The sequence below is a fragment of the Kitasatospora brasiliensis genome (assembly GCF_032654805.1).
Lineage (GTDB): Bacteria > Actinomycetota > Actinomycetes > Streptomycetales > Streptomycetaceae > Kitasatospora > Kitasatospora brasiliensis.
In genome coordinates, this window is record NZ_JAUOOW010000008.1 from 83,238 (window position 1) to 97,941 (window position 14,704).

Genomic DNA, 14,704 nt, shown 5'->3' on the forward strand with positions numbered 1-14,704 from the left:
GGCATGCGTAGCGACGAGCGGACCGAGTGCCCCGGTGAGTCGAGGGAGTCCGCGGCGGACTCCGCAGTGGACTCCACGGCGGACGACGGCAGGTGCCCGGGTAAGGACCACGGCCACGGTCACGGTCACGGCCGACGGGTGACGGTGTTCCTGGGCACGGTCCTGCACTTCACGGACGACCCGTGGGTGCCGTGCCACGAGGGCCACGACGATCCGAAGGCGTACCACCTGTACGACCCGGGGGCGCTGGTGGTGCGGGACGGCGTGGTGCTCTGGGCCGGGCACCACCACGAGTGCCCGCGCGAGTTCGTCGACCACGGGCGGGTGGTCGACCACCGCGGCCACCTGATCGTGCCGGGCTTCGTCGACCCGCACATCCACTCCGGGCAGGTCGACTCCATCGCCAGCCCCGGCGGACAGCTCCTGCCGTGGCTGCGGGACTACATGTACCCGTCGGAGATGCGCTTCGCCGACCCGGACTACGCCAGGGCCGCCACCTCGTTCTTCTTCGACCGGCTCCTGGAGTGCGGCACCACCAGCGCCTGCGTCTACACCACCATCCATCCGCACGCCACCGACGCCTTCTTCGCCGAGGCGCACCTGCGAAGGCTGCGCATGGTCTCCGGCAAGCTGCTGATGGACGACGACAACGGCGGCACGGTGCCGAAGGAGTACCTCGACGGGCCCGTCGAACAGGCCGAGGAGGAGTGCCGCAGGCTCATCGACCGCTGGCACCACACCGGGCGGCTGCGCTACGCCGTCTCCCCGAGGTTCGCCCTGACCTCGACGCTCAAGGCGCTGCGGATGGCCGGCCGCCTCTACCAGGAGTCCCGGCACACCGACCGGCCGCTGTGGGTGCAGTCCCACCTCGCCGAGAACCGCGACGAGGTGCGGGCGGTGATGGAGAAGTTCCGCGACTCCCTGGACCCGCGCTCCTACCTCGACGTCTACGACAAGTGCGGCCTGGTGGGCCCCCGCAGCATGTGGGGCCACTCCGTGTGGATCGACGACGAGGACCGCGCGCTGCTCGCCGACGCGGGCGCCGGCGCCGCGTTCAACCCCACCTCGAACCTCTTCCTCGGCAGCGGCCTGTTCGACCTGGACGGCGCCGCCCGCGCCAGGGCCAGGGTGGGGCTCGGCACCGATGTGGGCGGGGGCACCAGCTACTCGATGCTCCAGACCATGAACGAGGCCTACAAGGTCGTCGCGATGGCCAACACCTATCCCCACGCCGTCGAGGAGAAGCACCGCAAGACCCTCACCGGCCTGCGCGCCTTCTACCTGGCCACGCTCGGCGGCGCCCGCGCGCTCCACCTCGACGAGCACATCGGCAGCTTCCGGCACGGTCGCGAGGCGGACTTCGTCGTCCTCGACTGGGCCGCCACCCCGCTCCTCAAGCGCCGCACCGAGGTGGCCCGGGACTTCCACGAACGCCTCTTCGTCCTGGCCACCCTCGGCGACGACCGCGCCGTCAAGCAGACCTACGTCCTCGGCGAACCCGTCCTGCGGCACCGGTGGACGCGCCGCGAAGCGTGATCTGTCACAGGTGCAGGAACAGGTTCCGCAGCGGCGCCGGGACCTGTTCCGGGCCGAGGGCCTCGGTCAACAGACGGCCGTAGTGGATCTTGCGTCCCGACTTGGTGCCGAGGAAGCGCCGCATCCGCTGCTGCGCCGTCCGGTCCCGCTGGGCGGGCTGGCGCACGAAGGTCTGCCAAGCGGGGAGGTCGCCCTCGGCCCGGAGGATGTCCTCGATCCGCGGCACGCCCAGCGCCCGGATCAGCTCGTCCTCCAGGTCCGCCGTGCACACGAAGACCCCGTCGAGCGGCTCGCCGGCCCGTTCGAGACCGCGCTCGTAGAAGCCCCGCTCGTTCTCGTCGCACAGCCCCGCCAGGCGCAGCCCCAACCCCGACGGCCCGAGCAGCCCGGCGAACCGTCCGACACTCATCGCCCCGCCCATCGGCACGACGCACACCCCCTCGGCGGCCAGGTCCCGCCCATGGCGCGCGGCCAGCGCCTCGACGGCCGCGAGATCGCTCGGCCCCTCCAGCAGCACCGCCGTCCGTACCCCCACCCGCCCGGCCAACTCACCCGCGGCCGCGCCGTCCTCTCCCGCCGCCCACCTTATGACCGCCTCCCGGAACGCCCACATGTCCGCCATGGCGCCGATTCTGCCCCTGCGGGGGTGGGCCGGGCCACGGACTTTCCGCAGCCCCTCAGAAGGACAGGTCGTCGAGAAGGACAGGTCGTCGCCGGGGCGGGTGAGGCGCCGGTGGTGTCGTACCCCAGGCGGTCAGCGCGCCGAGGGTCGGCCGACGGCGCCACCAGGTTTCGTCGGTGGTGGTCACCCCCTGACCCTACGATCCGTCACTGACGGCGGCTCGGGCGGCAGCGCGCAGGAGAGGTCGTGCGCGGCCGGGTGCCTCCCCCGCCGCGGGGGCGCGGCCGGTTCCACGCCATTCACCGGCCGGCCCGTCACCCCGGGCCCGTACGGGGCGATCCCTTCTCGTCAGCCCTACCAGCCCCACCAGCGAACGGCGGCCGGACCTCCTTCGGCAGCTGGTGGGTCGACCGGATCTCCACCGGGAACAACGACCTGATCTACTACGACGTCAACGGTGACTCGGTCAAGATCCCGCGCTGGACCGACATCACGGACCCGAACCGCCCGTCGCAGGTCAAGGACATCGAAATCCTCTGACCGCCGCGGACACGCACGTGACGGCCCTCCGCGCTCCCGCCGGAGGGCCGTGAACCGCTGTTCCAGGGGACATCCGGCGTGAGCATCTCGCGCACGCGGCGACGAAGCCCGCTTTTCGCGTCGACCGACGGGAGTCCAAGGACGACTCAGGGGACGAACGGCTCGATCTCCCCCGCGAAGACGATGATCTGGTCGATGAGGCCCCGTCGCAGATGGACGACATCCGTTCCCGCCAGGCGGGGGCCTCCGTCAGGCGTGGTGAAGACCCACTGGTACCGGGCCCATTCGCCAGGCATGTCCACCGCTGAGCAGCGCACCATCGTGCCGGTCCCCGCCGGGTGGCGTCGGATGTCCAGCACGAACCGTTCGACCGCCTCGATTCCTTCGCTGCGGCCCAACGGCCCCCAGAAGACCACGTCTGAGGTCAGGGCCCGCGGGAGCAGGGCAGTCACATAGGTGTCGTCCGAGGCGTTGAACGCGGAGATGAACGTGTCGATCGCGGAGCGTGCGGTCTCTTCCTGCATGACCCAGTAATACCAGCCGTCTCGCGTGCGCTCGCCCCCACGAGCCGCCTTCCGGTCACGATGGACCTTCCCGGTCACAGCACCAGCCACCGTGGGCCTCCTCGGCCGTCGCCGGCGACGGCCTTCAGCGCGAGGGCCGCAGCGGGGCGAGGCGGGTGCGGCTGTCCCGCCGTACCGCCGCCGGCCGGGGCGGGCGCCCGCCGAGGTGCGGCGAACCGTCGGAGCCCCGGTCCGGTCCGGTGCGGACGGACCGGGGCTCGGCGGTCAACGGTTCAGGCCGTGGGGCCCAGGCGGGTCCACGGGTTCTTCGGGTCGGACGCGTTCGGGGTGTCACCCTTGGTCCAGTACTTGGCCCTCCAGTAGTAGCCGCCGTACGAGACGATCGTGCGCGTGCTGCCGCCGGGATCGCCCGCGACGATCGGGGTGCCGGGTGCGGTGCCGCTGTTGCGGGGCTCGGCGACGTAGTCCGGCTTGCCGTAGTCGCTGCCGGGGGCGAAGGACTCCAGGCCGTACGAGGCGCCGTGGGTGATCGAGGTGACGAGGTCGCCCTTGTCGTCGCGCAGGTGCCACCACTGGCCCGGGGACATGTCGCAGTCGCGCACGCCCAGGGCGGCCTGGGGGGCACGGGCGTCGAGGCACTGCTCGTGGCCGCCGGTGGTGCTCTTGATCCGGTACCAGCCCGGGAAGTCGGGCCACTCCGCGGCGACGGTCCACAGCTGGTTGGCGTTGCCGTCCTGCTTCTCGACCAGGTGTGCGGTGTCCCAGCCGCCGGGGTGGTCGAGGAGGTTGCCGCTGTTGACGTCCTCGACCTTGTACGTGTCCCCGGTCTGCCACAGGGTGAACGGGGCCCACGCCGGGTTGTAGGTGCGCCCGGGGTCCCAGGCGTCGGCCTGGCAGCGGGCGCCGTCGCCCTGCGGGGCCGCGGCGGCCGTGGTGCCGCGGCGGTGGTCCTGGGCCAGGCCGTACTCCGTCCCGTTGAGCCCGATGGTGAAGTTCGCCGGGCCGGTGATCGGCAGGTAGTACTTGATGCCGATGTCGCGTGCCTTGCCCGGTGGGAGCTCCTCACAGGTGCCGAGGGTGAGGGTGACGCGGTGGAAGTCGGCCTTCAGTCCGCCGGTGTTGGGGCCGGTGCGGCCCGGCTGGACGGCGTCGGTCAGCTCCTTCCAGGCCTCGTCCTTGAGCAGGGGCGTCGTCGACGTGGGGATGTCGAAGGAGATCCGGGTGCCCGCGGGCAGCGTGGCGGCGGTGTTGTTGGTGATCCGCAGCTTCGGCTGGATCGGCCACATGTCCTTGACGTCCGTGGGGTAGTCGACGAGTTCGGCGGTCACGTCGAGGACCTGCTGCGGCAGTGCGGCGTCGGCGCGTTCGGCCTTGGCGGGGCCGGCCTGGCGTAGCGCCGTGTCCAGGGTGGTGGTGAGGTCGTATCCCATGCCCCACTCGCCGGAGGGGCGCTTGGCGTAGTCCCCGGCGAGTTCCCAGATCATGGCGCCGCCGATGCCCTGGTCGCCGATGTACCGCGCCTTGGCCCGGATGGAGCGGTCGTTCTCGGTGGAGAGGAAGACCTTCTTGTCGGGGTTCCACAGCCAGGAGGACTCCAGCGCGTCGCCGTACTTCTCCTGGTAGGTGCCGCGCAGCTGGACGGACGCCCGGGTGGTGTCGAGTCCGTACCCGGAGAGGTACCCGGGGGTGCGGCCGTCCTGGAGGTTCTTCACGTGCCACAGCGGGTTGGAGCCGGCCGGCACCTCGCGGCCGTTGTCGGTGTCGTGCCAGAGGTTGTCGATGCCGATGGCCCCCTCGCCGCAGGGTGCGCTCGCGCCGGTGCCCTGGCCGCCGTTGCCCTTGCCGCCGGTGCCCGGCGGGCAGGCCTGCTGGTCGGCCATCGTGGCGTGGCCCCACAGCCCGTCGGTGCCGCCGGTGACGTCCTGCCAGCCGCGGGTGTAGTAGGGGATGCCGAGGTTGATCCGGGACGGGGGCAGTGCGCCGCGGTAGTAGTGGTAGGCCCAGTCGGTGTTGAAGTAGCCGTGCTTCTGGAAGTCCTTGGTGTTGGGGTCCTGGTCGTCGTAGATGCCGGCGGCCGCGAGTTCGGCGTCCCGTCCGTCGTCGTAGAGGGGGGCCTGCGGGCCGACGAAGTCGTTCCAGGAGCCGTGCAGGTCGTAGGTCATGACGTTGACGAAGTCCTGGTACTTCAGCGCGGACTGGGCCTCCTGGCCGCGGACGAGGTAGCCGGAGCCGGAGACCGCGGAGGTGAGCAGGTAGTAGCGGCCCTTGGCGGCGCCGGCCCGGTCGAGGGCGCCGCGCAGGGCCTTCATCAGCGCCTCGTACCCGGCGCCGAGCCCCTTGCGGCGGGCGTCGGCGACCGGCCAGTCGTGGGGGTTGCCGGCCTGCGGGAGCGCGGTGGGGTACTCGTAGTCGATGTCCGCGCCGTCGAAGCCGTACTGGTCGAGGAACTCCGCCACGGACGCGGCGAAGGTGTCGATGGCGGGCTGGTTCACCGTGCCGTCGGCGCGGGTCGTCAGGGCGTAGAAGCCGGAGGACTCCGCCCAGCCGCCGACCGAGATCAGGGTCTTGACCGCCGGGTGCTGCCGCTTGTAGCGGGTGAGGAGGTTGAAGTGGCCCTGGTAGGGCAGGGACGGGTCCGTCTCGGCCCCGGCCACGCCGGGCCAGGTCATCCCGGTGGCAGGGTTCCTCGGGTCGGCGGTGTCGCCGACGGAGATCCGGTCGTTCTCGACGTGCGCGAACGCGTAGTTGACGTGGCTGACCCTGGACCAGGGGATGTTGTTCACCAGGTAGGGCGCGGAGCCGTCGGCCCCGGTGCGCCAGCCGGTGAAGTAGCCGACCGTCCGGCGGCTGCGGCCCTGGCCGACCCACTCCCGGCCCGATCCGTCGTAGACGTCGCAGTAGCGCGGGCTGGTGCCGTCCACCGGGGTGAGGCCGTCCGGGCGGCAGTCCCCGCCGGACGCGGGCTTGGTGCCGCGGTCGTCCGGCGCGGTGTCGACGGGAGAGCCGGCGTCCGCGGCCGCCGGGGCGTTCCCGCCGTCGGAGGCCAGGACGGAGAACTCGGCGGCGGCGGTGCTGGTCGGCACCTCACCGTCGAAGACCGTCCCGCACAGCCCCTGCCAGCCGGCGCAGATCCGCTCCGGTCCTTCGAGGACGCGGTCGTCGGTGCCGCCCGGGTCCAGGGCGAGCTTCACGTACGCGTTGCCCTTGAACAGGTAGGCCGTGCCCGGATCGCGCGGGAGGCTGAACGCGGCGTCGATGTTCTCGGTGAACGCGGGTGCCTTCCGGGCGAGTTCGCCGAAGTTCTCGCGGATGGGCTTCGGCCCGTTGACGACCTGGTCCTTCGTCCCGTCGATGGCGACCTTCATGCGCAGGTAGCTGTCCCCGCTGAACATGTACATCTCGTCGCGGGTGCCCGGGACCGGGAGCACCGCGTCGACCTTGGCGCGGAACGCCGCGAACTCCGGCCCGGCCAAGGGGAGGAACGCTTCCTCGACCGGTCCCGGCTGCACCACCCGCTCCACCTTGCGCAGGCCGTCCGCGGACTTGAAGCGCCAGTAGCTCGGCCGTCCGGTGGAGCTCGACGGGAGCGTGAAGCCCAGGACCGTCCCCCCGCTGCTGGGCAGCGTCGTCAGGGCGTCGGACGTCCTTGTGGGGATCTGGCCCGAGACGGGCGACGTGGCCCCGACTTCGGCCTCCTGGTGCCGGCCCGGGCCGAAGGTCAACGTCGCGGTGAGGTTGCCCTTCTGGAGTTCCACGCTCGCCAGGCCGGAGCCGCGGCTGTCCAGGGAGACCGCGGCGTCGATGCCGGACGACGACTCCAGCGCGATCAGCGTCTCTCGACTCGGGCCGTCCACGTTGCAGGACACCTCGTTGAACACCACCACGTCCGGCGCGCGGTTGTAGAGCTTCCACGCGCAGTGCCGCCACTGGTCGGCGGGCGGCTCGGTGCCCTCCGGTCCCAGGTGGAGGACGGGATTGTTGTGATCGCTGAAAACGGCGCGGTCCGTGGCGTTCCACGGGGTCCCGTTGGCGTCGAACCGCCAGAGCTGTTCCTTCGGCGGCTTCCCCTGCGCGCAGCGCGTCTGTACGAGTTCCGGACGGTCCGAGGGCCCGGTCTCGTCCGGGACCGTCGCGGACAGACACAGCTTCGAGTGGAGGTCCATCAGGCCCGTGTACAGCAGGCCGTCCGACTCGCGGAACAGTGAGAGCTCCACGAACATCCCCGACATGGCCATCCCGTCGTCGGGATTCTCCCGGAACCGCGAGTACGTCTCGTTCTCGTACACCGGCACGACGAGCCGCCCGTCGCCCCGGTGCTGGAGCGAGTGGAACGGACCGCGCTGGCCCCCCGCGGCCATGGGGGCGAAGAACACCGCGTCGTGGTCCCGCCCGCCGTTGTCCGTCCTCCAGCCGGTGACCTCCTGCCGGACGGCCAGGACCATGGCCTCGTCGTTGGTGACCATGTAGTCGAGTTCGCGGCCCTGCACGTGGGTCGCCTCGTTCGTGCGGACCACGTGCAGGTTGCCCGCCGCGCCGCCCATCGCCGCACGGGCCTGCTGCATGGTGGTGTCGGGCGGGGTGTTGAAGTCCCCCATCACCGCCCAGCTCCGGCCCTGCACGGCCGGTGCCGTGGCCACCGCCTGGAGGATCCGACCGGTGTCGTTGCCGCCGCCCTGCTCATTGTTCGCGTGGATGTTGAAGAACCAGGTTTGACCGAGCCGCACCCCCAGGACGGGACGCTCACTGCCCGCCGGTTGCAGGAGGAGGTAGGCCGCGGGCTCCTCCGCCGTGACGAAGGCCAGAGCGCGGTTCTGCATGTCGTTGACGGTATGGGCGACGTAGTAGGTCTGGTGGTTTCGGGGGTTGACCCAGCGGAACCGGGTGAGGATCTGGTCGGCGATGTCATCGGCACCCTGCGGGGCACCGGGGAGGATCTCCCTTCCCAGCTCCAGCGAGTTGTGACCGAGCGGCGTGAAATCGTCCGGGCGCTGGTTGGGATCGTCCCGGCCCCCCACCCCGGGGTCCGTGTCGGGATGCTCCTGAAGGGCCAACACGTTGTCGCCCGTCTCCAGTAGCCGCGGTATGACGTCCCTCCAGCGCGCCCCGGCCGCCTGCATGTTCCATGTCGCCGGCCGGAAGTCCCGTACCTCCGCCTTGGCGGGCTTCGCCGCCACCACGGCCAGCAGTTCGGCGAGCAGGGTGAGGACCAGCAGCGCCGGGAGGAGTCTCGTCGCGATCGGTGCGGGCCTTGGGCGCTGTGCGCGTGTGGTGTTCATGCCATCCCTTCTGTGGACGAACCTGGAAGGGAGCAGCATCACCGAAAGCGGTAGACACCCGATCAACGCCCCGTCGGCCTACTCCGTCGGGCGACTATCAGACGAGGTCCTGGCCGATCGCCCGCAGGACGTCGGCGAGCCACACCAGGTGGTATCCGAGGGCACGGTCTTCGTCGGCGAGCAGATCCTGCATGTGCTGCCAGGACTCGGAGAGCTGCCCGATCGTCAGGGTGGCCGGCTCCTTGGTGACGTCGTACAGCTCGTCGGACGGGATCGACCAGAAGTAGTCCTCGTCCAGGGCGACGGTCCCGTCCTTCGTCGTGCCTTCGATGTGACGGATCAGCACATCGAAGGATCTGCGCAGCTGGTCAAGGGACACCTGCAAGGGATCGCCGGTCATGAGCACCATCCTGGTGCCTGACGGCACCAAGATCCACAGCGGGCGAAAACCCGGCGACGTCGGCGGGCGTTCCCGGGATACTGGTCGGCCATGGATGAGGTCGAAGTCGTCGTCGCCCATTCCGAGCGTGCGACGCTGCGCGTCGGCGACGTGTTCCTGAAGGTCGACGCCGATCAGGCGCGCATCGACGCCGAGGTCGAGGCGATGTCCCTGGCGCCGGTCCCGACCCCGGAGGTCCTGTGGCGCAAGCCGCCCGTGCTCGCGATCGCCGCCGTCCCGGGGACGACGCTCGGGCGTCTCGGCGGACCGTCGACCGGCTCGCCGGCGGCGTGGGCCGCGGCGGGCGCCGCCATCCGGACGCTGCACGACGCGCCACTGCCGCCCCGGCCGGGCAGGGCCGGACGGAGCGTCGCCGCGCTGACCGCGGAACTCGACGACGAGTGCGAGTCGCTCGTGGCGAACGGCGTCCTGCCCGCCGACCTCGTCACCCGCAACCGCCGGGTCGCCGAGGCCGCCCTGCGGCCGTGGACTCCGGCGTTCACCCACGGCGACCTCCAGATCGCGCACGTCTTCGTCGACGGCGACGAGGTCACGGGCATCATCGACTGGTCCGAGGCGGGCCGGGGCGATCCCCTGTACGACCTCGCCACCTTCACGCTCGGACACGAGGGGCGCCTCGACGACGTCATCGCCGGCTACGGCACCGACATCGACCTCGACGTGATCCACGCGTGGTGGTCGCTGCGAAGCCTGCTCGCGGTCCGCTGGTTGAGCGAGCACGGCTTCGACCCCTTCGCACCGGGCTGTGAGGTCGACGTACTGAGATCCCGGATGTGAGGCCGTACGGGCCTGGACACTACGAATTCGACCCGAGTATCAGAAGACAGCGGGCTGGATGCGCATCTGCTGCGGGCCGGCGGGATTCTCCTCATCGGGTATGCGGGTCGCCAGGATCAGCGATGAACCGCCGGAGAAAGAGAGAAGCCCGACTATGGCCTTGTCGGCATCGCGGATCAGTGCCGAACCGGAGTCGCCCCGCATCATTACCGGCTGCAGCTCGTCAGGGCGCTTGTCGATTCTGATGACCTCCTCCCAGAAGGCCCACCTATTGTTATGCCGGAAAGGCATGGCTATTCGGCTTCGCGTGCTCCTGATCGTCCCGTACTGGACAAGTCCAGTGGTCGCTCCGACCCAGCTGACTTTGTCACCCTTCCGGGGATTCCTTTTTATCCTCAACCAGTTCTCTCCTTCGTGAATGTATTGTATTGCATGGGATGTCTGCATTTCCAACGGCTGGTTGGCGGGAACCTCCGCCCAGGCGAAATCATAGATGTTGTGCTCGATGTTCTGGGGATTCTTGGTCGGGTAGCTTATGATTTCCATCGTGCCGTCACAGACTGCGATCAGGGTCCTGTCCCTGCTCTTGGCCGACCACGGGTTGAATGAGGGCTGGTAGACGTTGAGGCCGGGGCCGTCGGAATAGTCGCCGATCACATGACAGTTGGAGAGGAGGCATCGCTCGTTCCGGAAATACGTGGTGACCCCGAGTGTCCCTTTTGATCTTTCATGCCACAGACCGAATGCGCGCCTACGTGCCCTCGGTTCGATTCGAAATCCCCCGGGGCAGGGCCGTGCTCGCCACTCCAGAGATCGGCCGACAATTTCACCCGTCTCCACCACGTCCGTAGGAATGGTCGCAGTCATGACGGTGCCGTCGCCCTGAGTGACGTCAACCTCGACGAAGGGCGGGATGGGAAAGTCGTGAGCAGTCAGGGCCCCGTTCGGCTTCTTCTCGACCACACCGACGATGATGGCCGGCCGAGACACCTCCCGGCCGCCGACAGTCTTCAGGTCAGTGTCCAGCATGACGATGTTGGGGAACGTCAACCAATGACTCACAGCGATGTGGGCCGCATCGAATGGAACTGGGCTCATGGAGGTCGCCTTATGTGCGGAGCAGTGCTGGAGGGGGTGTCCTGGACCTGCGGACCCCGTGGAGGGCAAGGTCCCATTGACGGCAGCCCGAATGGATGTCATTCATCTGCATGAGTCTCCCGGATGTCAGGGGTCGGGTACTCGCGTCGGCGAGTTCGAGCCAAGAGCACGTGAGCCGAGGACTCCCACTTCCATCTAGCCACCGACGGTGGTGTCTTGCAAGGACACGTTCGATTGACCGGGCACCTCCTCAAGCCTCGATGTTTCGGGACGGTCCGTCGGTTCGCCCGGAGGGCTGTTTCGGCTGTTCAGGCGGTGCCGCAACTGCCGGGCCCCTCTGGTGGCAGCCCTCGCTCGGTCGGCCTAGTCTGAGTGGCATAGCGCCCGGCGGGGTGCGGAGTCCTCGCTGGTGAGGGGTGGTCAGAACCACTTCCGCAGCCGGTTTTCCAGAGGCTTGCATGTGTCTCGACCCGTGCAGTGCCGCCTTCCCCGGATGAGAGCCATGCGATCCATCCGAGGAAGGCCTGCGGGGCCGAAGGCGGCATGAGCGGTCATCCGGCGGCAGGCTTGCCGTCAAGGGGAGGCGGGCGCCGCCTTTGGGCGGGACAGGCGCCGTCACGCTGGCGTGGCGGCGGCGTGCACCGCCCTTGCGCTCCCATTCCATGAGGAGCTCCGGCGCAGAGGAGTCGCAGAGGAGTGGAGACGATCATGCAGATGAATGACATGTACCAGAGCGCCATCGACGGGACGTTGAAGTCCTCCGGGGACACGGGGTCGGGGCAGCCTCTGACGTTCCACAACATGACCTCCGTGTACTTGGCGATGTACCAGATCGCTACCGACGGAACTCGTTGGGGCTGGAGCGAGGACAGTCAGGTGTTCTCGCCCGGGCAGCCGGGTCAAGATATATCCGGCACGAACAGGCCTGGATTCGAGGGTGGCCAGTCGGTGACATTGAGTGATCCGTGTTTGAATTGGTACTGGCTGTTCGTGAACGCTTGGAGCGGCGCATTCGCTGCGGTCTTCCAGACTCCGGCCGACGGTAGCAGCGACATCTACATCACGGATTGGGATCTGCTGGAGCCCAACGACATCGGCACGGCGCCGACGCCGGACAACGCCGCCGGGATGCTTATTCCAACGGATTCACCAAGGATCGTGGTCGGTAGTGGACTGCTGGGGCCTGCGGGATATTTGACGCCGAATGTGGTGGTCCGGGAGCAGTTCTGGCAACGCCTCCCGGATTCCTACAGCATCGCGCCCGGGGAGACCAAGCAGTCGTCCTACACCGTGACGTCCGGGAGACAGGAGACCACCTCCGAGTTGAGCACGCTGGAGGCGTCGGTCAACGCGTCGGTCAGTGCCGGATGGGGGCCGGTGTCCGCGTCCGTCTCCGCTGCCCTGAGCACCTCGTCCACGAATTTCCAGCAGGTCACCGTCACCGAGCAGACGACGTCCTATGTTTCCGAGAAGTACAGCCTCGACCAGGGCGCCGAATCACCCGAGATGATGCTGTACTGGCAACTGGCCGATGTCGTGACGATTTACGACTGGGGCGGGAGTCCGCTCGGCTCCATCGTCACCGGAACACAGCCGACCGTGATCGGCGGCCCCTACACCCTGCCCGATCCCGCAGCCCCGACGCCCTGACGTACCGGGAGAAGCTCATGCAGATGACCCCGACATATCAGCAGGCCCTCAATGGGACGCTGGTGTCCCAGAACACCGGCAATACCGGGCAGTTCACCTTCTACAATGCCACGGAGATTCCCCTGGGCGGGTACCTCGTATCCGACACGGGCATCTGGCTGGGCATGGTGCCCGGCGGCACCGGCTTCGGTACGGGCAACCCATCGATGCTTCTCAAGCCGGACACCCGGTGGTCGACGTTCACCTCACCGATCGACTTCGGCTGGTATTTCATCTTCGTCAACTACTACAGCGGTGCCTTCGCCGCCGTCTACCCGGCCACAGCCGCAGTGCCCTGGCAGGGCTCCGAGTACATTCTCAACGTCTCGTGTTCCGATCTCCTCAATCCCAACGACATCGGATCGCCTCCGATACCCAACGAGGCCGTCGTCATTCCTCCCGACTCGCCCCGGGTGGTGGTCGGCTGTGGGGGAGTCAACGGCAACAGCATTGCCCGGGAGCAGTACTGGCAACGGCTGCCCAATTCGTACTGCATCGCCAAGGGCGAACAACGGACGGAGAACTATACGACCACGTCGGGGATCGAGGTCACAACAACGCAGCAGTCACAGCTGGCCACATCCCTGGGTGTCAACGCCGGCGCCGGCTGGGGGCCGATCTCGGCCGGCATCTCGGCGTCGATCAGTGCCAGCTCCAGCACGTCCCAGCAAATCAGTACGAACACGCAGACCACGTCCTTCCTCTCCCAGGACTTCGACAACGTCAAGGGCTCGACCACACAGATGTTCCTCTACTGGCAGCTCACCGACGTGATCACGGTGTTCGACCCCGAAGGGAATGCCCTCTCTTCCCTCATCTACGGATCCGAGGCGCCGGCGGTGATCGACGGCCCGTACGACCCGTCCAACCTCCCGCCGCGTCCGCTGAGGAAGGAGGTGCCCATGTCCCCGCAGATGCGGGAACTCCTGGCGAAAGGGTGAAGGCCAAGCGGTTTGCCGCCCGCGGGCGGCCGGCCGAGCCCGCCCCGGGAGCGGGGGCCCGCCGCACCAGGCCGCTCACGTGTCGGAGGGTGCGCCGGGGACCGTGACGACAGGGCATGAGGCCTTGCGCAGAAGGCCGTGGGGGACTTGGCCGAGTTTCATGCCCGTGTAGCCGCCGCTGCCGCGCCGTCCGACCACGACGGCGAGCGCGTGGCGGGCGGCCTCGGCCAGGACGTCGACCGGATGGCCGCGGACGACCGCATGGGTGACGTCCACGTCCGGGTGGTCGGCCATCGGGCGGGCTGTCGTCTCGGCCAGCTCCCGCCGGAGGTCCCTGACGAGAGCGGGCTCGTCGACCGGGGCGAAGCGGGGGCGCTTCCAGGCCCAGACCATCCGCACGGCCGCCCCGTGCCACCGGGCGAGGTCGAGCGCGGCATCGACGGCGGCCATCGACGTCGCACTGCCGTCCACTCCCACGACGAGGTGCGGTGGGCGCCGGGCGACGTCCTCGGTTTCGCGGACCACCACCACCGGGCAGCCGGCCTGCGCGGCGACCGGGACGATGACCGAGTACGTGCTGAGCATCTCCTCGATGCGGCCGAGCTCGCGCGAGCCCAGGACGACCAGCGTGGCACCGCGCGAAGTCCGGACCAGGACCGGGCCCGGCACCCCCTCGGCGATCTCGGTGGACACCTCCACGGCGGGGTGGCGCTCACGGGCGAGCGCGGCGGCCAGGTCCAGTTGGTGCCGCCCGATCTCCAGCTGCTCCCGATGGAGGATCCTCCCGGACGCCCGCCCCTCGATGGCCGGTGGGACGGCGTGGACCATGCGCAACGACAGGCCACGTTGTCGCGCTTCGTCCGCCGCCCAGATCGTCGCGGCACGGTTGTCTCCGAGCGCGTCCACGCCGAGCAGGACCGGTCGCCCCGGATCGGCAGCTGCCATGGCTCCTCCAGTGAACCGGCCGAACAGGCCGAACAGGCCGAACAGGCCGAACAGGCCGAACTGGCCGAACCGGCCGGACTGCCGGATTCCAGCCGACCCTCGTGCACACCCTAGGCAGTACAGACCGCCGCCCGCGCGACGGGCGAGCGCGGCTGACCGATTGGAGTGAGACGGCCCGCACCGGGCCCGCTGCCTGGTCGTTTCGGGGGTACGTCGGCGCGCCATCCCCCGCAGGTCCGGGCACGCTTGCCTGGGCTCCGGAAGCCGCGAGCGGCATCGGCCGAAGTGGCCCGCGG

General features: G+C 69.3%; 11 protein-coding genes. 5 read left to right on the plus strand and 6 right to left on the minus strand.

What is annotated here, in order from left to right:
- The first annotated feature begins 138 nt into the window (after positions 1-138).
- Positions 139-1,536, plus strand: coding sequence for a guanine deaminase (guaD, locus tag QWJ13_RS28995; protein WP_316528160.1), 1,398 nt, complete (start codon positions 139-141; stop codon positions 1,534-1,536).
- Positions 1,537-1,540: 4 nt separating this feature from the next.
- Here the strand turns inward: guaD and QWJ13_RS29000 are convergent, their stop codons facing one another.
- Positions 1,541-2,158: a TOPRIM nucleotidyl transferase/hydrolase domain-containing protein gene (locus QWJ13_RS29000; RefSeq protein WP_316528161.1), complete on the minus strand. Its 618-nt coding sequence runs from the start codon at positions 2,156-2,158 to the stop codon at positions 1,541-1,543.
- A 246-nt stretch (positions 2,159-2,404) separates the two neighbouring features.
- Between QWJ13_RS29000 and QWJ13_RS29005 the strand changes: the two genes are divergently transcribed.
- A complete protein-coding gene (locus tag QWJ13_RS29005) occupies positions 2,405-2,698 on the plus strand; it encodes a beta/gamma crystallin domain-containing protein (protein WP_316528162.1) in 294 nt (97 codons plus the stop codon).
- Positions 2,699-2,844: 146 nt separating this feature from the next.
- Here the strand turns inward: QWJ13_RS29005 and QWJ13_RS29010 are convergent, their stop codons facing one another.
- The 3 genes from QWJ13_RS29010 to QWJ13_RS29020 form a co-directional block, all read right to left on the minus strand.
- Complete coding sequence (locus QWJ13_RS29010) at positions 2,845-3,222, minus strand: nuclear transport factor 2 family protein (protein WP_316528163.1); 378 nt, start codon at positions 3,220-3,222, stop codon at positions 2,845-2,847.
- Positions 3,223-3,494: 272 nt separating this feature from the next.
- Complete coding sequence (locus tag QWJ13_RS29015; RefSeq protein ID WP_316528164.1) at positions 3,495-8,498, minus strand: glycosyl hydrolase family 18 protein; 5,004 nt, start codon at positions 8,496-8,498, stop codon at positions 3,495-3,497.
- A 97-nt stretch (positions 8,499-8,595) separates the two neighbouring features.
- Positions 8,596-8,898, minus strand: a complete 303-nt coding sequence (locus QWJ13_RS29020) for a hypothetical protein (RefSeq protein ID WP_316528165.1) — start codon at positions 8,896-8,898, stop codon at positions 8,596-8,598.
- A gap of 90 nt (positions 8,899-8,988) precedes the next feature.
- Between QWJ13_RS29020 and QWJ13_RS29025 the strand changes: the two genes are divergently transcribed.
- Entirely contained in the window at positions 8,989-9,735 is a 747-nt protein-coding gene (locus tag QWJ13_RS29025) for a phosphotransferase family protein (RefSeq protein WP_316528166.1), read from the plus strand.
- Between the two features lie 39 nt (positions 9,736-9,774).
- On the opposite strand, the gene QWJ13_RS29030 is transcribed toward QWJ13_RS29025, so the two are convergent.
- Complete coding sequence (locus tag QWJ13_RS29030) at positions 9,775-10,785, minus strand: hypothetical protein (protein ID WP_316528168.1); 1,011 nt, start codon at positions 10,783-10,785, stop codon at positions 9,775-9,777.
- Between the two features lie 744 nt (positions 10,786-11,529).
- On the opposite strand from QWJ13_RS29030, the gene QWJ13_RS29035 reads away from it, so the two are divergent.
- The gene (locus tag QWJ13_RS29035) at positions 11,530-12,483 is read left to right on the plus strand and encodes a hypothetical protein (RefSeq protein ID WP_316528169.1); all 954 of its coding nucleotides are present in this window, start codon (positions 11,530-11,532) and stop codon (positions 12,481-12,483) included.
- 17 nt (positions 12,484-12,500) lie between these two features.
- Positions 12,501-13,463, plus strand: a complete 963-nt coding sequence (locus tag QWJ13_RS29040; RefSeq protein WP_316528170.1) for a hypothetical protein — start codon at positions 12,501-12,503, stop codon at positions 13,461-13,463.
- A gap of 75 nt (positions 13,464-13,538) precedes the next feature.
- Here QWJ13_RS29040 and QWJ13_RS29045 read toward each other — a convergent pair whose 3' ends face one another.
- Complete coding sequence (locus QWJ13_RS29045; protein ID WP_316528171.1) at positions 13,539-14,408, minus strand: universal stress protein; 870 nt, start codon at positions 14,406-14,408, stop codon at positions 13,539-13,541.
- Between the last annotated feature and the right edge of the window lie 296 nt (positions 14,409-14,704).

Bases quoted from the DNA above. Each gene is read 5' to 3' on its own strand.
- QWJ13_RS29025 (WP_316528166.1), top strand. From the start codon at position 8,989: ATGGATGAGGTCGAAGTCGTCGTCGCCCATTCCGAGCGTGCGACGCTG.
- QWJ13_RS29000 (WP_316528161.1), bottom strand. From the start codon at position 2,158: ATGGCGGACATGTGGGCGTTCCGGGAGGCGGTCATAAGGTGGGCGGCG.
- QWJ13_RS29010 (WP_316528163.1), bottom strand. From the start codon at position 3,222: ATGCAGGAAGAGACCGCACGCTCCGCGATCGACACGTTCATCTCCGCG.
- QWJ13_RS29015 (WP_316528164.1), bottom strand. From the start codon at position 8,498: ATGAACACCACACGCGCACAGCGCCCAAGGCCCGCACCGATCGCGACG.
- QWJ13_RS29020 (WP_316528165.1), bottom strand. From the start codon at position 8,898: ATGACCGGCGATCCCTTGCAGGTGTCCCTTGACCAGCTGCGCAGATCC.
- QWJ13_RS29045 (WP_316528171.1), bottom strand. From the start codon at position 14,408: ATGGCAGCTGCCGATCCGGGGCGACCGGTCCTGCTCGGCGTGGACGCG.
- QWJ13_RS29040 (WP_316528170.1), top strand. From the start codon at position 12,501: ATGCAGATGACCCCGACATATCAGCAGGCCCTCAATGGGACGCTGGTG.